Raw genomic sequence first — 20,168 nt, 5'->3', positions numbered from 1 at the left:
CTTTTGACCGCAATATTTGAGTCGTTATTTCACGCACACTACGTTCAATAATGAGGTTCCGGTGAGCTGGTTTGGCTCACGATCTGCGAACAAACCTTTCTTATCTTTGCCCCAATACGGCAGTTGCAGTGGCCATTGATTTTTTTCCATCACACCAGACGCCCTCAACACTTTGAATTCTGCAGGGCTGGCTAAGCTCATACCCAGTTGCTGACATACTTTTTGCGAGTTTTCGTAGTTGAGACGATTCCACGGCTTGCCGTATTCCATGTAAAACTGATTGTGGTGATCGAGTAAATATGGCACCACGTACGTTTTGCCTTGTAAGGAGGTTCTCAACCGAACTTCAATGTCATCATTCCCGGTCACAACTGGCTTCGCTTTGGTCTTAGCAACAGGCTTGGAAGAAGAATTATCACGTGTATTTTTTGCCTTGGTCTTTGACTTCTCTGCCGGCGCTGTAAAGGCGTCGGTATCAGCTCGCACGGCAGGAACTGGCGTGGATTTCGGGGTCACCGTCGGTGTTGGCTTAACCGAAGATGCGGCTGATTTCGACGGCACAGCGGGTTTAGATGGTGTCGTAGACTGTTTATTCTCTTTTCCAACCACGCGGATGAAAGCCTCTTTGTAATTCGACAAGGTTTTGACTCCCCGCAAATCTCCCCTCGCATCAGACAGATCTTTATAAGGCCCAATCAAACAGCGATAACCTTGGGACTCCGGCTTCATCCACACGTCGGTCGTAATCTTGCTGTAAAGCGGCTTTGCTTTCGCGAGTGACATTGGCTTTGGTAGTAATCCGCATTGAATCCAGTAGAGGTAGTTGCCTCCTTGCGGCACTTTCTTTCCCCATACTCCGTTACCAATTGGGCACGTTTTCTCAAGCATCGGCAGTTCTTTCTCGCTGGCTTGAGTAGCTTGGCAAAGGAACTCCTCCGCCGATACTGGGCTAGAAAACTGGGCGCATACCAGCAACAAGCCGAAAGCTAGGCTTGCTTGGAAGATACGAGATGGGTGTTGTGCCTTCTTCATTTCCATACACTTCACTCTAAATTAGTGGGTAAGGTCATTATGGCGGCAAAGCGCCAAAAAAATGTGAACAAAGAATAACTAGCAAAAAAAGAGCCGGAATTTGCATCCGGCTCTCAGTTTAGGAAGGAATTAAGCGAATTTACAACGCTTGGCGGGAAAATTCTTAACCTTTGTACAGTTTCGGGTTGAATACATCTCGTAACCAGTCACCCAATAAGTTGATAACCAGAACCAGTGTAACCAACACGATGCCTGGGAAGGCAGTAATCCACCACGCACCTGAGAAGATGTAGTTAAAGCCGATGCTGATCAGCGCACCTAGTGACGGCTGATCAACAGGAAGACCCAAACCTAGGAATGACAGTGCCGCTTCCGACATGATCGCATTCGCTACCTGTACCGTCGAGATAACCAAGATTGGTGATAGACAGTTTGGCAGGATGTGACGGAACATGATGCGTGGCGCTTTAAAGCCCATCACGCGTGCCGCTTCTACGTATTCTTTCTTCTTCTCAGCCAGTACTGAAGCACGAATGGTACGTGCGTATTGCGGCCATTCAGCCACACCGATGATCACCACCAGCATCACCACCGCGTATTGGCTGTAAAAATCGCTGCCAAAGCTGGCTTTGAAAATGGCCGATACGATGATCGCCACCATCATGGTTGAGAACGATAGTTGAACATCCGCAAAGCGCATCAAGAAGCTATCGATACGACCACCGAAATAACCCGCCGACAAACCAATGATGATACCCAGAATCAACTGAAGACCGACGGCTAAAAAGCCGATCGTCAAAGACAAACGAGAACCGTAAAGAATGGTCGATAAAATATCACGGCCTTGCTCATCCGTACCAAGAACAAAACGCTCATCGCCCTCTTCCATCCAAGACGGTGGTAGCTCTGAATCCATGATGTCGATAGACGTCAGATCATACGGGTCAGTCGGAGCTAGAATTGGCGCAGCTAATGCCAACACTAAGAACATCATAAAGACCGTAAAACTTGCCATCGCCACTTTGTCGCGCTTGAAGTAATACAAGAAGTCCGACTCTTTAAAACGCTGCCATGCAGATGGAGCGGCTTCAGGAGCTGGTGTTACATTTGATTGGCTCATGATTAAGCTCCTTTTCCAGTTAAGTTCACAGTTGGGTTGATGATGCCGTACAGCAAATCAACGATGGTATTGGTTACCACGAAAATCAGACCAACAAAGATAACGTAAGCTGTGATCAACGGTGTATCGACACGGTTGATTGCCTCTAGGAAAAGAAAGCCTGTACCCGGCCACTGGAATACGGTTTCGGTTAGGATGGTGTAAGCCACCATGGTACCAATCTGCACGCCACCTACCGTCAGTACTGGCAGCATGGTGTTCTTAAGTGCATGTTGGTAGTAAATCTTTTGTAAGTTCAAACCTTTTGCTTTGGCGAACTTAATGTATTCCGAGCTCAGTACTTCCAGCATTTCTGAACGTACCAGACGGATGAACAACGGCAGCATGATAGACGCTAGCGCAATACACGGCAGGATAAGGTGCTTAATACCATCGATGGTAAAGAAGCCAGATTCCCAACCGAGCACGTTAGCGGTTTCACCTCGCCCGTAGGAAGGCAGCCAGCCGAGTTCGATGGAGAAGACGTACATTAGCATGATTGCGGTTAGGAACACCGGAATCGAGATGCCGACACTACTCATCGCCATAACAAATTTGGTAAAGACACTCTTCGGGTGAATCGCGGAATACACCCCGAGCGGTATAGAGAAAACGATAATGATGAGCGTCGCGCCAAACACGAGCTCTAATGTTGCCACCAGCTTATCGAGGATCACCTCAACCGCAGGTCGCTTGAAAAAGTATGATGTACCCAAATCACCTTGCAGTGCATTACCCACAAAGCGCGTGTACTTTGTGATAAAGGGATCGTTCAGGCCCAATTCGTCGCGTAGCGCTTGGCGCTCCGATTCCGAAACCGACTGACCTACAAGCTCACGCAGCGGATCACCCAGGTTGTCCTGAATGGCAAACGCCACCAAACTGATCACAAACATCACTATCAGTGCCTGAAACAGGCGCTTGACCAGAAACGAAAACATTCCTTGCCCCTTAACTATCCATAGATCTCTAAACTTAGAGAGAAAATTCAGTCTGTAAAACTGGCTCAATCCGACTGAAACAAAACCGAGCCAAGTGTCGAAAACAGAGAAGGACTGGCGCCCCTCTCTGTCATGACTAAGTATGATTACTCGACAACTAGGTCGCCAAAGTAAGGCATTACCATTGGGTTCACGATGTCTGCGGCTTTCACGTTAGACTTCGCGCCCCACGCTTCACTTTGCCAGTGTAGCGGTACGAATGCGGCATCGTTGTATAGCGTCGCTTCGACACCTTTCAGCATTGCTGCACGTTTCGCAGGGTCCGTCTCTACGTTTGCAGCTTCAACCACTTTGTCCATTTCTGGGTTTGAGTAGTGGCCACAGTTGTACTGACCACGACCGGTTTCTTCGTTACGAGTCATGGTTAGGAACTCGTTGAAGTTCGCTGAATCTTCCGTATCTGAGTGCCAACCGATCATCAGCATGTCTGCCGCACACTTATCAAACTCAGGCCAGTATTGCGCTTTTGGCATAGTTTTCAGATCAACCTTGATGCCAATCTTAGACAACATTGCCGCCGCCGCTTGCGCTACTTTCGCATCGTTTACGTAGCGGTTGTTTGGCGCAATCATAGTTAGCGTCAGGCCGTTCTCGTAACCCGCTTCTTTCATCAGTTGTTTTGCTTTCTTCAGATCGTAGCGAGGTACTAGCTTGTCATCGTGACCAACGTAGCCAGTTGGACTCTGCTGACCAGCTGCTGTCGCGAAGCCTTTCATGATTTTCTTCACGATACCTTCGTTGTTGATTGCGTGAACAATCGCTTGGCGAACGCGAACGTCTTTCAGTGCTTCGTTGCTGTTTTGGTTTAGTTGGAACGTGATGATACGAGTACCTGGTAGCGTTACTAGATCGATGCCATCTGCGTCTTTCACACGTTTGTGATCGTTTGGTGCTACCGGGTGAATCATGTCAACGCCGCCAGAAAGTAGCGCAGCTACACGAGTCGCATCTTCTTTGATTGGAACAAGCGTTAGCTTATCAACGTTACCTTTCGACTCTTTGTCCCAGTAATCTTTAAAGCGTTCAAATTCCACTTTTACGCCCTGCTCACGTGATGTCACGATGAACGGACCCGTGCCAGAAACGTTAGTCGATGCGAATGAATTACCGTGCTTCACTAGCTCAGACTTATCTTTGCCGTCTGCTGTTTTACCCGTGTAGAACTTGCTATCCATAGGGAAAATGTACGTTGCAGTTTGCAGCACTAGTGGGTAAGGACCTTTGGTTACAAGATCGAACGTGTTGTCGTCCACTTTGACGATTTTCTCGTACGGATCGAAAATGTTTTTAAAATCAGGAGAACTTTGTAGACGCTCAAACGTCCATACAACGTCGTCAGCCGTTAGGGTATTACCAGAGTGGAACTTCACACCTTCACGCAATTTAAAACGAACGGTAGTGTCGTTAATGCGTTCCCAACTTTCCGCTAGGCGAGGTTCGAAATCCATTTTTTGAGTAAAGCGAACCAACGGATCAAATACCATGTGTGACATTTGCAGTGTGCCACCTGATAGCTGCTCATGTGGGTCAAGCGATACTGGGTCAGCTGCGTAGCCAACTTTGATATCTGCTGCCAGTGCATTAAAGCTTAGGCCCGCCGCCATTAGCGCCACTGCTAATTTGCTTTTCATGGTTTTCATTTGCATAACTCCTTCATGCGGGGATACGGATCCCTTGTTGTTGTGTTTGCGTCTTTGTTATGACTAAAGGTTAGCCAAGCGAGGTGCTTGGTTTATGCCGTCTCGATCTCTTCTCGCAAGCCTGTAAATTCAGGCATCAGAGAAATCAATTTTTTGCTGTATTCGTGTTGGGGTGCCGTAAATAACTGTTCTGTTGGTGCCACTTCTAAAAGTGTACCCATTTGCATCACACCTACTCGGTCACACATCTGGCGAATAACAGGTAAATCGTGGCTGATAAACAACATAGTCAAGTTCAGCTCACTTTGCAGATCTTTCAGCAAGTTTAGAATTTGTGCCTGTACCGATACGTCCAGTGCCGATGTCGGTTCATCACAAATCAAAAGTCGAGGACGAGTCGCCAACGCACGCGCAATAGAAATACGCTGACGCTGACCACCGGAGAATTCATGAGGGTACTTAAGCCCAGCCATGCGACCCAAACCAACATGATCGAGAAGGTCATTCACGATTTGGCGAGTTTCCGACTCGTTTTTCGTCAGTTTATGAAAACGGATTGGCTCAGCAATAATATCGAATACCTTCATACGAGGGTTCATTGAGGTATACGGGTTTTGGAACACCATCTGCATCTGACGACGCATTGGGCGGCGTTCTTTCTCAGAGGTTAAAGCTGTCAGGTCAATACCCTCAAACTTCACCTGACCAGAGTTAGGTTGGTATAAACCAGCAATAACTCGCGCAATGGTTGATTTACCAGAGCCAGACTCACCCACCAAACCAAAGGTTTCGCCTTCATGCACTTCAAAGCTCACATTATTGGATGCCTGCACGTATTCGCGACGGCTTTCAAATAAAGAGTCTTTGGTGACAAAGCGCAGATTAACGTTCTTCACGTCTAAAAGCGGGCCTGTGTACTCGCGCTCATCCTGACTTTGTCCTAGCCAGTGATTCTTAATGTCGAGAGGCTCCATTTCTGCCGCTTCTTCGATGTAGCTGACCAAAGGGAAGCGATCTAGCTTTCTGTCTGAACGTGGAACGGCTGAAATTAGGCTGCGAGTATAGGAGTGATCAGGGTCGCCCAACACTTTGGCTGTTGGCCCAAACTCCACCAAGTCACCACGATACATTACCGCGACGCGGTCAGTGACGTTGGAGACCACACCCATATCGTGAGTAACCAGCATACAGCCGACATTATTCTTGATACACAATTCTCGGATCAAGTTGAGGATTTGGTCTTGGATTGATACGTCCAGTGCCGTGGTTGGCTCATCGGCGATGATCAGATCTGGATCACCAGCCAAAGCAATCGCAATGACGACACGCTGACGCATACCACCAGAGAATTGGTGTGGGTATTGTTTTAAGCGGTTTTCTGGCTGCGGGATGCCAACTTGCTGCATTAGAGAAAGCGCACGCTGATACGCCTCTTCATCAGAGACTTTCATGTTGGCGTGGATCGTCTCTTTCAGTTGCTGCTCAACCGTAAAAAGTGGGTTAAGTGAGGTCATTGGATCTTGGAAAATAAAACCAATCTTCGATCCGCGAACCTTACGCATCGCTTCTGGTGATAAACCAGAAATTTTTTCTCCATCCAAGAAAACATCGCCGCTAGCAACGCGACCTGGAGGGCTAAGCAAATCAATAACGGCGTTACCAACGGTGGATTTACCCGCACCTGATTCGCCAACAACACCCACGATTTCACCACGTTCAATATGAAAAGAAAGTGACTTCACGGCAGCGTGAACGCCGTGTCGGGATGGGTATTCAATACGAAGGTTTTTCACTTCTAATAGTGACATTTCAGACCTCTACTGCCTTGTCTGTGGTATCGAATCGCGCCAAAGGCACCATTCATCACCTGAATGAATCCGTTCAAATTCAGAATAATACTCTGAAATCTTAATGCGGAAACAATTTGGCAAAAATCACACAAAAAAGCAACAATTAAAGTATATTCCGCCGAGAAAACATTAAATAAACGCACAATGGGCGAATAAAAATGCATTAACAAGTATTTAACCATTTTCATATCACACTATTTTTGTGCGCCATGCACCAATAAAACTAGAAAAATGCTCTAAAAATAAGCATGAGCCAACCAGAACCATTAACCATACTATTCATGTGCAATTATTAACATTTAACAAACAATATCGTATGCGAAAAGCAATTTTTCAACATAAAAAACTATTAATAAAATAGTCGGCAAATATAAAAAGCCAAACTTAGAAAGAGAAAGGATAGGCTAAAACGTGAACACAACAGCAAAACCACACAAATCCTCTGTCGACGACGATTATGCGCCGCTTAAGCGGTTTGTTGACTAAACAAAAGAAAGTGCGGTTACCATCACTCTCCCATTGTAGGTGAAACACGTCGGTTTTAACCCTTTACGGCACCATTCAGAGTGGGATAATAGATAATCAATGTTAGAGCCAAGCTGTAAATGAAAGGAGCCCCTGTGCTTAAAGCGATTTTTTTTGATATGGACGAGACTTTATGTGCGACGTCACAAGCCGATAAAGTTGCAGGGCAAAAGTTTACGACTTGGATTCATAAGACCTACCCGCAAGTTACCGAACCACAAGCTTTTTTACAGCGCTACTTACAGGGTGTGTACAAGAAGCTGAATGCGGAATTCCCTCACCTTGTGGCTCTGCTACCTGATGAAAACGCGTTCCGTTGTGGCCTGATCCAAAACATATTGGCGGAGCACGGAGTCAGCATTAATGCCGAAGAGGCTCAACAAGCTCAAGACTACTTTGACTCTGCACGTATGGGCGCGTTCACTTTCTTCCCTGGTGTAAAAGAAATGCTCAGCGATCTTCGTCAGCATTATAAACTCGTCGTGATCACTAACGGCCCGATTTTTTCTCAACACCCAAAACTCAGCGCGACACAGATGAGCGACTGGGTGGACCATATTATTGTGGGGGGAGAAGAGCCTGAGGAAAAGCCTGCTGCGAGTATTTTCCAAAAAGCGCTCGACTTGGTCGAAGTAAAACCAGAAGAAGCTCTACACATTGGCGACTCTTTACCAGCAGATATAGCAGGCGCTAACAATATGGGCATTTTGAGTGTGTGGGTAAATGCGACAGGCGCAAGTAACTCAACAGATATAACGCCAAATTTTGAAATCCAAGAAACGGTAGAGCTGAGAGAAATCCTTAAAACACTCGCCCAATAAAAATAGCGGATTAGAAAAACACAAAACCCCAGACGTCGTTCTGGGGTTTATTTTGTCAGCTCGAAAAGCATTTGGATCATAGGTGGTCAAAAGCCCCTAGAGCTGTACACTTTTGGTGAAATTGAAATCGAATGCAGATGCTTTTAAGAGGATAGATGCAAAAAAGCCCCAGTCTTTCGACTGGGGCTCTAAATAGCGGTCGGTGAAGAGCCGAATTCTAACTTCAGGCGAACCCCACTTGGGTTCAAATCCATTGATACGTTGCCGACTAATACAGTCCAAGCGAGATCATAAACTCTAAAACGACGAAAGCCTGCTAAAAAGCAGGCTTTCTAATAGTGGTCGGTGAAGAGGGATTCGAACCCCCGACCCTCTGGTCCCAAACCAGATGCGCTACCAAACTGCGCTATTCACCGAGCATGTATTCTTTAAATAAAGAATGGGGTGGCTAACGAGACTTGAACTCGCGACAACCGGAATCACAATCCGGGGCTCTACCAACTGAGCTATAGCCACCATCAAATTGTCATGTTTACCGCTATCTCAGCCATAAACTAAATAGTGGTCGGTGAAGAGGGATTCGAACCCCCGACCCTCTGGTCCCAAACCAGATGCGCTACCAAACTGCGCTATTCACCGACGATGTTTTATCTTGATTTAATCAAGATTGGGAGCAATGCTACCGCATTCAATCTAAAAAAGAAAGAATGGGGTGGCTAACGAGACTTGAACTCGCGACAACCGGAATCACAATCCGGGGCTCTACCAACTGAGCTATAGCCACCACTGATTTTTTACCGATGTATCCTCCGAGGCAATGGTACGCCCGAAAGGATTCGAACCTTCGACCTTTGGCTCCGGAGGCCAACGCTCTATCCAACTGAGCTACGGGCGCATGCCCTATCGGCGGAGTGGAATAATACGGATATCACACTATGCCGTCTAGTACTTTTTTTACTTTTTTTATCGTTTGGTCTCTTTTTCGACAGTTATCTTCCTTTAAACTGAATTTTTGATGTGATTCACGCCCTGTCATGGATAACTTGTTGTTTATTGCAACAAGTTATCGGGATATAATCACCCATTATTTACATTGATTTAACAGCTGCAACCAAGTTGTCTAATCATTCTATGCCATTCAGTGGAATTTAGTGATTTCTCTGCTCGGCATTAATACTCTAACTATATAAATAGGTAAGTCACTTACCTCGGGAATGTGAAGTGGGTTTAATGGATATGTCTCGACAAATGATTAGCGTTTTGTTCGCTGCCTTAACGTTTTCTACGGCAGCTTTAGCTTCTGACATCAGCCAAACTGAATACGATGCGATCGCAGAACGCATCCAACCTGTCGGTGATGTTTATCTAGCGGGTTCTGAGCCAGTGAAAGAAGAACCAACCGGTCCACGTGATGGCGCCACAGTTTATGGTACTTTTTGTATTGCTTGTCACGCATCTGGCGTAAACGGCGCACCTAAAACAGGTAATGCCGATGACTGGGCACCGCGTATTGCACAAGGCAAAGAGACGTTAGTGAAGCACGCGTTAGAAGGCTTCAATGCGATGCCTGCCAAAGGAACCTGTATGGACTGTTCTGACGATGAAATCATCGCAGCAATCGACCACATGATTGAAGGTCTATAAGTAAAGACATCAACGAAAAAGGCTTGCCARYTGGCAAGCCTTTTTGTTTTCAGTCAGTGAGAACAAGGTTACTCTACTTCTTAAACATTGCTCGAATATTGGCAATGTGTGCCTGACCTTTCGCCATACGCTCTTCTGCTGATACTGGCTTTTTGTTTACTTCCCATTCAACATCATCAAATGGCAACTCATCCAAAAAGCGGCTTTGCGTCGGTTTGATCAACTCGCCGAACTGTCGACGCTCTTTGCACATAGTGAAAGTCAGTTCACGCTGCGCACGGGTAATGCCAACATACATCAGACGACGCTCTTCTTCGACGTTGTCTTCATCAATACTGGTTTGGTGCGGTAAAATACCTTCTTCAGACCCAATTAAGTATACATATGGGAACTCAAGGCCTTTTGATGCATGCAGCGTCATCAGTTGTACTGCATCGCTGTCTTCATCTTCTTCGCCACGTTCCATCATGTCACGCAAGGTCAAACGTTGAACGACTTCTTTTAACGTTTTCTCTTCTTGATCGTAGTTGTCACCTTCTAGGTCCGCCACTATCCAGGAGTAAAGATCTGAAACGTTCTTCATTCGCATTTCAGCGGCTTTCGGGCTCGCTGAAGTTTCGTATAACCAATCTTCGTAATGGATATCGCGAACCAAGGAGCGAACCGCTTCGACGGTATCGCCACGCTCAGCTTGGTCAGCAATCGCCACTAACCATTGGGTGAAACGACGTAAGTTTTCCAGGCCGCGTCCCGTTAAGTGCTGTTCGAGCCCCATTTCAAAACTCGACTCAAACAGGCTCTTCCCACGCATATTGGCATAACTGCCTAGCTTTTCTAACGTTACTGGGCCAATTTCACGTCGTGGTGTATTCACAATACGTAAGAATGCATTGTCGTCATCTGGATTAACCAAAACACGCAAATACGCCATGATGTCTTTAATTTCTGCGCGTGCAAAAAACGAGGTGCCGCCAGAAATTTTATAAGGCACACGGTTTTGCATCAGAGACTTTTCAATTAAGCGCGATTGGTGGTTACCACGGTACAAAATTGCGTAATCACGATAGTCGGTTCGATTCAAGAATTTGTGTGCAATCAACTCCCCCGTGACACGCTCAGCCTCGTGCTCTTCATTTTTAGCCAACAACACTTTGAGTTTTTCACCGTCAGGAATTTCTGAAAATAAGGACTTCTCATAGACGTGAGGGTTGTTGGCTATCAAAATGTTGGCCGCACGCAGGATTCGACTCGTAGAGCGGTAGTTTTGCTCCAACTTAATCAATCGCAAATTCGGGTAATCTTCACCCAGCAAGACTAGGTTCTGAGGCTTCGCACCACGCCATGAATAAATGGACTGGTCATCATCTCCTACGACCGTCAATCGCCCACGTTCACCGACGATTAATTTCACCAACTCATATTGGCTCGTGTTGGTATCTTGGTACTCATCGACCAACAGATAGCGGATACGGTTCTGCCAACGTTGACGAACGTCTTCATGATTGCGCAAGAGTAAGACGGGCATCAAAATTAGGTCATCAAAATCGAGCGCGTTATAGGCTTTCATTTGCTTTTGGTACATATCAAAGCAGAACGCAAACAATTGTTGCTGCTCACCTTGCGCACGCGCTTTGGCTTGCTCTGGCGTCAACATGTCGTTTTTCCAATTGGAAATACAACTCAGAAGCTGACGTAGCAGGTCTTTATCACCATCAAGCTGCTTTTCGGTAAGTTCCTTGAGTAGCGCCAGTTGGTCTTGGTCATCAAACAGTGAAAAGCCCGCTTTCAATCCTAAATGCTTGTATTCGCGTTTGATGATGTTTAATCCCAAGGTGTGGAACGTTGATACCATCAAACCTTTAGACTCAGCTTTCCCCAACGTTTGGCCGACACGTTCTTTCATTTCACGCGCCGCTTTGTTGGTAAACGTCACCGCTGCAATATTACGCGCTTTGTAGCCACATTGCTGAACCAGATAAGCGATTTTATTGGTAATAACACGAGTTTTGCCCGAGCCAGCACCAGCTAGCACTAGGCATGGACCAGACACGTATTTCACGGCTTCATCTTGACTAGGGTTCAGCTTCATAGAAATTCTCTGCGGGTGATAAATGTGGCGCCTATGATAAAGGGGTGGCCTCGTGAAAGCTACGCTGATTTCTTGTAATTTTCATACCAACAAGCGCAACATTCTGTTGCATAAAAGGCGGGTATTTGAGCTATAATGAATGAACGTTCATTCACTAGTGGTAGGATTATGAAGGATAACCCTGCTGTAGATAAGCGAGAACAAATCTTAGTCGCTGCAGAGCAACTCATTGCTGAATCGGGCTTTCAAGGGCTTTCCATGCAAAAGCTCGCCAATGAAGCAGGTGTCGCAGCAGGAACGATTTATCGTTATTTCTCAGATAAAGAACATCTTTTGGAGGAGTTACGCCTTAACGTTGCAAAGCGCGTCGCTACGGCTGTGCAACTGGGCGTGAGTGAAGAGATGCCTTTAAAACAGCGATATCGAACCATGTGGCTCAATATTTGGAATCTAGCGAGCTCGAATTTAAATGCGCTCAGCAATCGAGTTCAATATGAGTCTCTACCCTGTTCAAATAGTAGCAAAGCTCGGGAACTTGAAAGACAAATGTTTGCCCAAGTAGATCTTCTTTTTAATCAGGGGAAAGAAGAGGGCGTATTCAAGCCTCTCGATAACGAAGTGCTTTCTGGGTTGAGTTTTGAGGCAAGTGTTGCACTTGCTAGGAAACACGCTTTGGGATTTTATCAACTGGATAAGGCGGCATTAGAAGCTGCTATTGAAGCCAGTTGGGATGCAATTATTAAACACTAACTTGGAGTTCTTAATAGAATGAAAAAGTGGACTTTCTTTATGTTACTTATCGCCGTTCTCTTGTTCGGCAGCGTGATAGGTTTCAATTTATTTAAGCAACAAAAGATTGCTGAATACATGGCAAACCGTCCTGAACCTGAGTTCCCAGTAACCGTGACGGAAGTACAAGCGGTTGATTGGGTACCAGTGATCGAGGCTATCGGTTTTATCGAACCAAACCAAGGTGTGACGGTCGCAAACGAAACCAGTGGTGTTATCGACAAAATCGCATTTGATTCCGGCACTCAAGTCAAAGCAGGTCAACCATTAGTACTGCTTGACTCTGACGTTGAGAAAGCGAATTTAAAGAGCTCGCAAGCCAAGTTGCCAGCAGCAGAAGCGAAATACAAACGCTACCAAGGGCTATTTAAAAAAGGCTCTATTTCTAAAGAAGCGTATGACGAAGCAGAAGCGAACTACTTCTCCTTAAAAGCGGACATTGAAAGCTTGAAAGCGACCATCGACCGACGCGAGATCAAAGCGCCATTTGATGGTGTAGTAGGTATTCGTAACGTGTACCTAGGTCAGTACCTACAAGCGGGTACCGATATTGTTCGCCTGGAAGACACCAGCGTGATGCGCTTACGCTTTACCGTGCCGCAAACCGATATTTCACGTATCAATATCGACCAAGAAGTGGATATCTTCGTGGATGCCTACCCAGATCAGCCTTTCAAAGGTTCAATTTCTGCGATTGAGCCTGCGGTTAACGTACAAAGTGGCTTGATTCAGGTTCAAGCAGATATCCCTAACAGTGATGGCAAACTGCGTAGTGGTATGTTCGCTCGTGCAAACATCATTCTGCCTAAATTAGAAAATCAGGTCACTCTGCCTCAAACTGCGATCACGTTTACGCTATACGGCGACAATGTTTACATAGTAACGGAAGAAGATGGCGAGAAACGCGTTAAGCAGCATGTGGTAAAAGTTGGCGAACGCTCTAAAGATATCGCACACATTCTAGAAGGCGTGAAGCCAGGTGATGTAGTGGTGACATCGGGTCAAGTCCGTTTAAGTAACCACGCAAAAGTAAGCATTGTTGAAAGCGATGCAACTACCCCACCTGCTGAAACACCAATGCTTTAAGTTGGAGGCATCATGCGCTTTACAGATGTTTTTATAAAACGTCCAGTTTTAGCGGTATCGATCAGTTTTTTGATTGCATTGCTTGGTTTGCAAGCCGTGTTCAAAATGCAAGTTCGTGAATACCCTGAAATGACGAATACAGTAGTCACCGTGACCACCAGTTACTACGGTGCAAGTGCCAACTTGATCCAGGGCTTTATTACTCAGCCCTTGGAGCAAGCGGTGGCGCAAGCCGATAATATTGATTATATGACCTCGCAATCGGTGTTAGGTAAATCAACCATTACCGTCAACATGAAGTTGAATACCGACCCGAACGCGGCATTGGCTGACATCTTAGCGAAAACCAACTCGGTACGTTCCCAGCTTCCAAAAGAAGCTGAAGACCCGACTGTAACGATGTCGACTGGTTCAACTACCGCGGTATTGTATATTGGTTTTACCAGTGACGAGTTGTCTTCCAGCCAGATCACCGACTACCTTGAGCGTGTAATCAACCCACAGCTATTCACTGTAAATGGTGTATCAAAAGTCGACCTTTACGGTGGTATGAAATACGCGCTGCGCGTATGGCTAGATCCAGCAAAAATGGGCGCATTAAAGCTGACTGCAACGGATGTGATGAGCGTTCTTAACGCCAACAACTACCAATCTGCGACGGGTCAAGCGACGGGTGAGTTCGTGCTTTATAACGGCAGCGCGGATACTCAGGTATCAAACGTCGCTGAGCTTGAAGCGTTGGTCGTAAAAACGGGTGAAGGGGACGTTATTCGCTTAGGTGATATCGCGAAGGTAACACTTGAGAAGAGTCACGACGTTTACCGTGCGAGTGCAAACGGCCAAGAAGCAGTGGTTGCTGCAATCAACGCCGCGCCAAGTGCCAACCCAATCAACATCGCTGCTGATGTGCTTGAATTATTACCTCAACTTGAGCGCAACTTACCAAGTAACATCAAAATGAACGTGATGTACGACTCTACCATTGCGATCAACGAGTCAATTCACGAAGTAGTGAAAACGATTCTTGAAGCGGCAATTATCGTACTTGTAGTGATCACACTGTTCCTAGGTTCGTTCCGTGCGGTCATCATTCCTATCGTCACTATTCCACTCTCTTTGATTGGTGTGGCGATGGTTATGCAGGCAATGGGCTTCTCTTGGAACTTAATGACACTACTAGCGATGGTACTTGCCATCGGCCTGGTGGTGGATGACGCGATCGTGGTGCTAGAAAACGTGGACCGTCATATCAAAGAAGGCGAGTCACCATTCCGTGCAGCAATCATTGGTACGCGCGAAATTGCTGTGCCAGTTATTGCGATGACATTAACGCTAGGTGCGGTATACGCACCAATCGCGTTGATGGGCGGTATTACGGGCTCGTTGTTCAAAGAGTTCGCTTTAACGCTAGCAGGTTCGGTATTTGTGTCCGGTATCATCGCTTTAACGCTATCACCTATGATGTGTTCAAAGATGCTGAAGGCGAACGAAAAGCCGAGCAAGTTTGAGCAAAAAGTTCATCATATCCTTGATGGCATGACCAATCGCTATGAGAAAATGCTTACAGCAGTCATGGCTCACCGTCCTGTTGTAATTGCATTTGCGATAATTGTATTTGCGAGCTTACCGATTCTGTTTAAGTTTATTCCTAGTGAGCTGGCGCCATCCGAAGATAAAGGTGTAGTTGTTCTGATGGGTACCGCACCATCAAACGCGAACTTGGACTACATCCAAAACACCATGGATGACGTGAATAAGATTCTCTCTGATCAGCCAGAAGTAGAATACGCTCAGGTATTTAACGGTGTGCCGAACTCAAACCAAGCGTTTGGTCTAGCAACATTGAAGCCATGGAGTGAACGAGAAGCAAGTCAATCTGAAATCACAAAACGTGTGGGAGGCCTAGTTTCAAGTGTCCCAGGTATGTCTGTCACTGCGTTCCAAATGCCAGAACTGCCTGGTGCGGGCTCAGGCCTACCTGTCCAGTTTGTAATTACGACACCAAATAGCTTCGAAAGCTTGTTTACTATCGCTAGCGATATCCTGACCGATGTTGCAAGTAGTCCAATGTTTGTCTATTCCGATCTAGACCTGAACTACGATTCAGCAACCATGAAGATTAAGATCGATAAAGACAAAGCGGGTGCCTACGGTGTGACCATGCAAGATATTGGTATCACTCTCAGCACCATGATGGCTGATGGTTACGTTAACCGTATCGACCTTAACGGCCGCTCATATGAAGTGATTCCTCAAGTTGAACGTAAATGGCGTCTAAACCCAGAGTCGATGAAGAACTACTATGTGCGTTCTGTTGATGGTAAAGCCGTCCCACTAAGCAGCTTGATTACGATTGATGTGATAGCAGAGCCTCGCTCTTTGCCACACTTCAACCAGTTAAACTCCGCGACGGTAGGTGCGGTGCCATCGCCTAACGTTGCTATGGGTGATGCAATTAACTGGTTTGAAGACATCGCACAAACCAAACTGCCTGCAGGCTATAACCACGATTACATGGGCGAATCTCGTCAGTTTGTAACGGAAGGTAGTGCCTTGTATGCAACCTTTGGTCTTGCACTTGCGATCATCTTCCTCGTTCTGGCGATTCAATTTGAATCACTCCGCGACCCTATTGTCATCATGGTATCTGTACCGCTAGCAATATGTGGTGCCTTGATCGCGTTGGCGTGGGGTACGGCCTCAATGAACATCTACTCGCAAGTTGGTTTGATCACGCTGGTCGGCCTAATCACCAAGCACGGTATCTTGATCTGTGAAGTAGCCAAAGAAGAGCAGTTACATAATAAACTGTCTCGTATCGATGCGGTGATGGAGGCTGCGAAAGTGCGTCTTCGCCCTATCCTAATGACAACCGCAGCGATGATCGCAGGTCTTATCCCGCTGATGTACGCAACAGGTGCAGGTGCCGCGCAACGTTTCAGTATCGGTATCGTCATCGTTGCTGGTCTAGCAATTGGTACATTGTTCACACTATTCGTACTACCTGTGATTTACAGCTACCTAGCAGAAAAACACAAACCACTGCCAGTATTTGTTGAAGACAAAGACTTGGAGAAATTGGCACGAGTTGATGAAGCGAAAGCAGCCCACCGTGAATTAGCGGATAACAGATAAGCTTTTAAGGCATTCAAAAAGGTCACTTCGGTGACCTTTTTTATTGCCGCTCTCTTTTTTGCCATCTAAATGGCGACTTTCACGTATCATTTACTTAAAATGAGGACAAATCAAAAGGAGTTTTAGCCACTATGTTTGACCCAAAGAAATTAGAGCAAATTGCTAAACAGATTCACGACTCAATGCCTCAACCTGTAAAAGAGTTAGGCTCTGATGTTGATCAGAAGGTTCGCCAAGTAATCCAAGGCCAACTGAATAAGCTAGATGTAGTAAGCCGCGAAGAGTTTGATGTTCAAACTCAAGTTTTACTGCGCACGCGTCAAAAGCTGACAGAAATGGAACAGAAATTGGCGGAGCTTGAAGAGAAGCTTGCAGAAAAATAAGTGTTAAAACGCTCCTCACAAAGGAGCGTTTTTCTTATCGGCGCGCAGATAAATCGGCTAAAAACAAAAAGGCTTGGTCAACGGCGACCAAGCCTTTTGATTAGATGTTGTGTTTTATTTTGTATTTATCACTCCAGTCTGCCTGGAGTTTATCTACTGCGTTACTTGAGACTAAGTAAATTACGCAGTATTAAGGTTTCATTTCTAGGAGAAGGCGCGGACTTTACGATAGTAAACGAGCACCTTCGACACCGAAATGGAACCTTAAGGCCAGTAATTTAGCCGCCCACCGCGATACGCTTCATATCAGTCATGTAACCACGTAGTTCTTCACCGATATATTCTACAGGGTGGTTTCGGATTGTTTCATTCACAGCGATAAGAGTCGCGTTATCCACTTGGTTAGAAGTTTCACCTAGACCTTTACCAATGACGTCTGTACTAACAGAAGGCATGAATTTTTCACGCAGTAGCGGCGTTGCTACATTAGCAAATAGGTAGTTACCATATTCAGCCGTATCAGAGATAACCACGTTCATCTCGTATAAACGCTTACGTGCGATAGTGTTTGCGATAAGTGGCAGCTCGTGTAGAGACTCGTAGTAAGCAGACTCATCGATGATGCCAGAAGCGGTCATCGCTTCAAATGCTAGCTCAACACCCGCACGAACCATAGCAACCATCAGGATACCGTTATCGAAGTACTCCTGCTCAGAAATTTCTACGTCAGTTTCTGGGTAGTTTTCGAAAGCAGTTTCACCCGTTTCTGCACGCCAGCCTAGTAGGTTTGCATCGTCGTTTGCCCAGTCAGCCATCATCGTGCTAGAGAAGTGACCTGTGATGATGTCATCCATGTGCTTGTTGTATAGCGGACGCATCAGCTCTTTTAGCTCTTCAGAAAGTTCAAATGCTTTTACTTTCGCAGGGTTAGTTAGGCGATCCATCATATGAGTGATACCACCAAACTTCAGAGCTTCCGTGATCGTTTCCCAGCCGTATTGAAGAAGCTTGCCTGCGTAGCCAGGTTCGATACCGTCAGCAATCATCTTCTCGTAACATACGATAGAACCAGCCTGCAACATGCCACAAAGGATAGTTTGCTCACCCATTAGGTCAGATTTCACCTCAGCAACAAAAGAAGACTCTAGACAGCCAGCACGGTGACCACCCGTTGCTGCAGCCCAAGCTTTCGCGATATCCCAACCTTCACCTTTAGGGTCGTTCTCTGGGTGAACAGCGATAAGAGTTGGAACACCGAAACCACGCTTGTACTCTTCACGAACTTCCGTGCCCGGACATTTAGGTGCAACCATTACTACCGTTAGGTCTTTACGGATTTGCATGCCTTCTTCAACAACGTTGAAACCGTGAGAGTAACCCAGTGCTGCGCCTTCTTTCATTAACGGCATTATCGTCTCAACAACGTTTGTGTGCTGCTTATCAGGAGTAAGGTTTACTACTAAGTCAGCTTGTGGAATTAGCGTTTCGTAGCTACCAACCTCAAAACCGTTGTCTTTTGCGTTTTTGAATGACTGGCGTTGCTCATCAATCGCTGCTTGGCGAAGCGCATAAGCAACGTCTAGGCCAGAGTCACGCATATTCAGACCTTGGTTAAGACCTTGAGCACCACAACCTACGATGACCACTTTCTTGCCTTTTAAGTAATCCGCTTCTGAAGCAAATTCACTACGATCCATAAAGCGACAACGACCTAATTGGTCCAACTGCTCGCGCAAGTTTAAGGTATTGAAATAATTAGCCATCTGGGTGCTCCTTTGAGATTCTTCCATTGAGGTCGGTAATTGCCTTACCGAATAACTTCATACTAAAACAGACATTAAATTGCTTAAAGTGATATATTCACAATTAGTTATTGCAATTTGTGCAACATGGAAATGAAGATTTAATGAATATCAAAAGCCTGCAACTTTTTATTCATCTGTGTGAGAGTAAAAGTTTCGCTAAGACCGCAGCAGCGATGCATGTGAGTCCTTCAGCCTTGAGCAGACAAATACAAAAGCTAGAGGAAGAAACTAGCCAACAATTATTTTTGCGGGACAATCGCAGCGTTGATTTAACGAGCCAAGGCAAAAAACTGGTTCCTGTCGCCTTAAAAATTCTTGGCGAATGGCAGCAGTACCAAAGTCACCTAAAGGGAGCAGAGGACGAATTGAAAGGCGAAATCCGTCTCTTTTGTTCGGTTACTGCAAGCTACAGCCACCTGCCAGAGTTAATCTCTGATTTTCGTCTGCAGCATCCTTTTATCGAATTTAAGCTATCAACCGGCGATCCAGCTCAAGCGATCGACAAAATTTTAGCAGATGAAGCAGATATTGCCATCTCAGCCAAATCTGAGCAGATGCCAAGCAAAATCGCATTTGAAACGATCAGTGAAATACCGCTTTCTGTCATCGCTCCTGTCGGCGTGAGTTCATTTGCGGAAGAGCTACAAAAAGAAAGACCAAACTGGTCAGTCATTCCATTCATTCTCCCAGAAGCAGGGACAGCAAGAGATAGAGCCAATACTTGGCTCAAACAAATGAAAATAAAGCCGAATATCTACGCGCAAACGTCAGGGCATGAAGCCATCGTAAGTATGGTTGCACTAGGATGCGGTGTGGGTATCGCACCTGATGTCGTGATCAACAATAGCCCGGTGAGAGAGAAGATAAATCGCTTAAAAGTGTTACCAATTAAGCCGTTTGAACTTGGTGTCTGCTGTACCAAAAATCAGTTAGAGAATCCTTTAGTGAAGGCTTTTTGGAAAGTAGCGGAAAGTAAATACATTACACCTTAACGATAGATGTTTGAGTTCTGAGTGCTTAGGTAATTTTCAGAACCCAGAAACGTAAAAAAGCCCACTCTTTCGAGTGGGCTTTTTCAAATTTAAAGCCTGGCGATGTCCTACTCTCACATGGGGAAGCCCCACACTACCATCGGCGCTATTTCGTTTCACTTCTGAGTTCGGCATGGAAGTCAGGTGGGTCCAAAACGCTATGGTCGCCAAGCAGCAA

Annotated in this window: 14 protein-coding genes, 5 tRNA genes and 1 rRNA gene; 7 read left to right on the top strand and 13 right to left on the bottom strand. The window is 46.0% G+C overall.

Annotation, left to right across the window (positions count from 1 at the left end; translation table 11 throughout):
• Window positions 1–24 precede the first annotated feature (24 nt).
• The 5 genes from R2S67_RS16370 to R2S67_RS16350 form a co-directional block, all read right to left on the bottom strand.
• Complete coding sequence (locus tag R2S67_RS16370; RefSeq protein ID WP_258686875.1) at window positions 25–1,038, bottom strand: SPOR domain-containing protein; 1,014 nt, start codon at window positions 1,036–1,038, stop codon at window positions 25–27.
• Window positions 1,039–1,195: 157 nt separating this feature from the next.
• On the bottom strand, window positions 1,196–2,152 hold the full coding sequence (locus R2S67_RS16365) for an ABC transporter permease (protein WP_005394358.1): 957 nt from the start codon (window positions 2,150–2,152) through the stop codon (window positions 1,196–1,198).
• A 2-nt stretch (window positions 2,153–2,154) separates the two neighbouring features.
• Complete coding sequence (locus R2S67_RS16360; RefSeq protein ID WP_031780394.1) at window positions 2,155–3,132, bottom strand: ABC transporter permease; 978 nt, start codon at window positions 3,130–3,132, stop codon at window positions 2,155–2,157.
• A gap of 146 nt (window positions 3,133–3,278) precedes the next feature.
• Complete coding sequence (locus R2S67_RS16355) at window positions 3,279–4,832, bottom strand: ABC transporter substrate-binding protein (RefSeq protein ID WP_005394355.1); 1,554 nt, start codon at window positions 4,830–4,832, stop codon at window positions 3,279–3,281.
• A 92-nt stretch (window positions 4,833–4,924) separates the two neighbouring features.
• A complete protein-coding gene (locus R2S67_RS16350) occupies window positions 4,925–6,640 on the bottom strand; it encodes an ABC transporter ATP-binding protein (RefSeq protein ID WP_317345732.1) in 1,716 nt (571 codons plus the stop codon).
• Window positions 6,641–7,302: 662 nt separating this feature from the next.
• On the opposite strand from R2S67_RS16350, the gene R2S67_RS16345 reads away from it, so the two are divergent.
• Window positions 7,303–8,028: an HAD family hydrolase gene (locus tag R2S67_RS16345; protein ID WP_005394354.1), complete on the top strand. Its 726-nt coding sequence runs from the start codon at window positions 7,303–7,305 to the stop codon at window positions 8,026–8,028.
• A gap of 339 nt (window positions 8,029–8,367) precedes the next feature.
• Here the strand turns inward: R2S67_RS16345 and R2S67_RS16340 are convergent.
• The 5 genes from R2S67_RS16340 to R2S67_RS16320 form a co-directional block, all read right to left on the bottom strand.
• Window positions 8,368–8,444, bottom strand: a tRNA-Pro gene (locus R2S67_RS16340).
• A gap of 24 nt (window positions 8,445–8,468) precedes the next feature.
• Window positions 8,469–8,544: transfer RNA gene (locus R2S67_RS16335), tRNA-His, on the bottom strand.
• Between the two features lie 46 nt (window positions 8,545–8,590).
• Window positions 8,591–8,667, bottom strand: a tRNA-Pro gene (locus R2S67_RS16330).
• Between the two features lie 69 nt (window positions 8,668–8,736).
• A tRNA-His gene (locus tag R2S67_RS16325) sits at window positions 8,737–8,812 on the bottom strand.
• Window positions 8,813–8,846: 34 nt separating this feature from the next.
• Window positions 8,847–8,923 (bottom strand) — tRNA-Arg (locus R2S67_RS16320).
• A 335-nt stretch (window positions 8,924–9,258) separates the two neighbouring features.
• Between R2S67_RS16320 and R2S67_RS16315 the strand changes: the two genes are divergently transcribed.
• Window positions 9,259–9,672 carry a c-type cytochrome gene (locus tag R2S67_RS16315; RefSeq protein WP_012841248.1) on the top strand — a complete coding sequence of 138 codons (414 nt, stop codon included), beginning with the start codon at window positions 9,259–9,261 and terminating at the stop codon, window positions 9,670–9,672.
• 73 nt (window positions 9,673–9,745) lie between these two features.
• Here the strand turns inward: R2S67_RS16315 and rep are convergent, their stop codons facing one another.
• Window positions 9,746–11,761 (bottom strand): DNA helicase Rep, encoded by a 2,016-nt coding sequence (gene rep, locus R2S67_RS16310; RefSeq protein WP_005398170.1) that lies wholly within the window; start codon window positions 11,759–11,761, stop codon window positions 9,746–9,748.
• Between the two features lie 168 nt (window positions 11,762–11,929).
• On the opposite strand from rep, the gene R2S67_RS16305 reads away from it, so the two are divergent.
• The 4 genes from R2S67_RS16305 (at window position 11,930) to ubiK (ending at window position 17,154) form a co-directional block, all read left to right on the top strand.
• Window positions 11,930–12,511: a TetR/AcrR family transcriptional regulator gene (locus R2S67_RS16305; RefSeq protein ID WP_005398171.1), complete on the top strand. Its 582-nt coding sequence runs from the start codon at window positions 11,930–11,932 to the stop codon at window positions 12,509–12,511.
• An 18-nt stretch (window positions 12,512–12,529) separates the two neighbouring features.
• Complete coding sequence (gene vmeC / locus R2S67_RS16300; RefSeq protein WP_005398173.1) at window positions 12,530–13,636, top strand: multidrug efflux RND transporter periplasmic adaptor subunit VmeC; 1,107 nt, start codon at window positions 12,530–12,532, stop codon at window positions 13,634–13,636.
• Between the two features lie 12 nt (window positions 13,637–13,648).
• On the top strand, window positions 13,649–16,771 hold the full coding sequence (vmeD, locus tag R2S67_RS16295; RefSeq protein ID WP_048624578.1) for a multidrug efflux RND transporter permease subunit VmeD: 3,123 nt from the start codon (window positions 13,649–13,651) through the stop codon (window positions 16,769–16,771).
• Window positions 16,772–16,902: 131 nt separating this feature from the next.
• On the top strand, window positions 16,903–17,154 hold the full coding sequence (ubiK, locus tag R2S67_RS16290) for a ubiquinone biosynthesis accessory factor UbiK (RefSeq protein WP_005398178.1): 252 nt from the start codon (window positions 16,903–16,905) through the stop codon (window positions 17,152–17,154).
• A 278-nt stretch (window positions 17,155–17,432) separates the two neighbouring features.
• Here ubiK and ilvC read toward each other — a convergent pair whose 3' ends face one another.
• Window positions 17,433–18,917, bottom strand: coding sequence for a ketol-acid reductoisomerase (ilvC, locus tag R2S67_RS16285; protein ID WP_005398179.1), 1,485 nt, complete (start codon window positions 18,915–18,917; stop codon window positions 17,433–17,435).
• Window positions 18,918–19,060: 143 nt separating this feature from the next.
• Here ilvC and ilvY point away from each other — a divergent pair, with 143 nt between their 5' ends.
• A complete protein-coding gene (gene ilvY / locus R2S67_RS16280) occupies window positions 19,061–19,951 on the top strand; it encodes an HTH-type transcriptional activator IlvY (protein WP_134647525.1) in 891 nt (296 codons plus the stop codon).
• A gap of 94 nt (window positions 19,952–20,045) precedes the next feature.
• Here the strand turns inward: ilvY and rrf are convergent.
• Window positions 20,046–20,162, bottom strand: a 5S ribosomal RNA gene (gene rrf, locus R2S67_RS16275).
• Window positions 20,163–20,168: the final 6 nt, after the last annotated feature.

The organism is Vibrio sp. T13N, assembly GCF_032970445.1.
Lineage (GTDB): Bacteria > Pseudomonadota > Gammaproteobacteria > Enterobacterales > Vibrionaceae > Vibrio > Vibrio diabolicus.
This window is presented reverse-complemented; position numbering and strand designations above follow the sequence as displayed.

What these genes read in the sequence shown, in the direction of transcription:
- rep (WP_005398170.1), bottom strand. Translation starts at nt 11,761, where the DNA reads ATGAAGCTGAACCCTAGTCAAGATGAAGCCGTGAAATACGTGTCTGGT.
- vmeD (WP_048624578.1), top strand. Translation starts at nt 13,649, where the DNA reads ATGCGCTTTACAGATGTTTTTATAAAACGTCCAGTTTTAGCGGTATCG.
- R2S67_RS16370 (WP_258686875.1), bottom strand. Translation starts at nt 1,038, where the DNA reads ATGGAAATGAAGAAGGCACAACACCCATCTCGTATCTTCCAAGCAAGC.
- R2S67_RS16355 (WP_005394355.1), bottom strand. Translation starts at nt 4,832, where the DNA reads ATGAAAACCATGAAAAGCAAATTAGCAGTGGCGCTAATGGCGGCGGGC.
- R2S67_RS16350 (WP_317345732.1), bottom strand. Translation starts at nt 6,640, where the DNA reads ATGTCACTATTAGAAGTGAAAAACCTTCGTATTGAATACCCATCCCGA.
- R2S67_RS16305 (WP_005398171.1), top strand. Translation starts at nt 11,930, where the DNA reads ATGAAGGATAACCCTGCTGTAGATAAGCGAGAACAAATCTTAGTCGCT.
- R2S67_RS16365 (WP_005394358.1), bottom strand. Translation starts at nt 2,152, where the DNA reads ATGAGCCAATCAAATGTAACACCAGCTCCTGAAGCCGCTCCATCTGCA.
- R2S67_RS16360 (WP_031780394.1), bottom strand. Translation starts at nt 3,132, where the DNA reads ATGTTTTCGTTTCTGGTCAAGCGCCTGTTTCAGGCACTGATAGTGATG.
- R2S67_RS16315 (WP_012841248.1), top strand. Translation starts at nt 9,259, where the DNA reads ATGGATATGTCTCGACAAATGATTAGCGTTTTGTTCGCTGCCTTAACG.
- vmeC (WP_005398173.1), top strand. Translation starts at nt 12,530, where the DNA reads ATGAAAAAGTGGACTTTCTTTATGTTACTTATCGCCGTTCTCTTGTTC.
- ilvY (WP_134647525.1), top strand. Translation starts at nt 19,061, where the DNA reads ATGAATATCAAAAGCCTGCAACTTTTTATTCATCTGTGTGAGAGTAAA.
- ubiK (WP_005398178.1), top strand. Translation starts at nt 16,903, where the DNA reads ATGTTTGACCCAAAGAAATTAGAGCAAATTGCTAAACAGATTCACGAC.
- ilvC (WP_005398179.1), bottom strand. Translation starts at nt 18,917, where the DNA reads ATGGCTAATTATTTCAATACCTTAAACTTGCGCGAGCAGTTGGACCAA.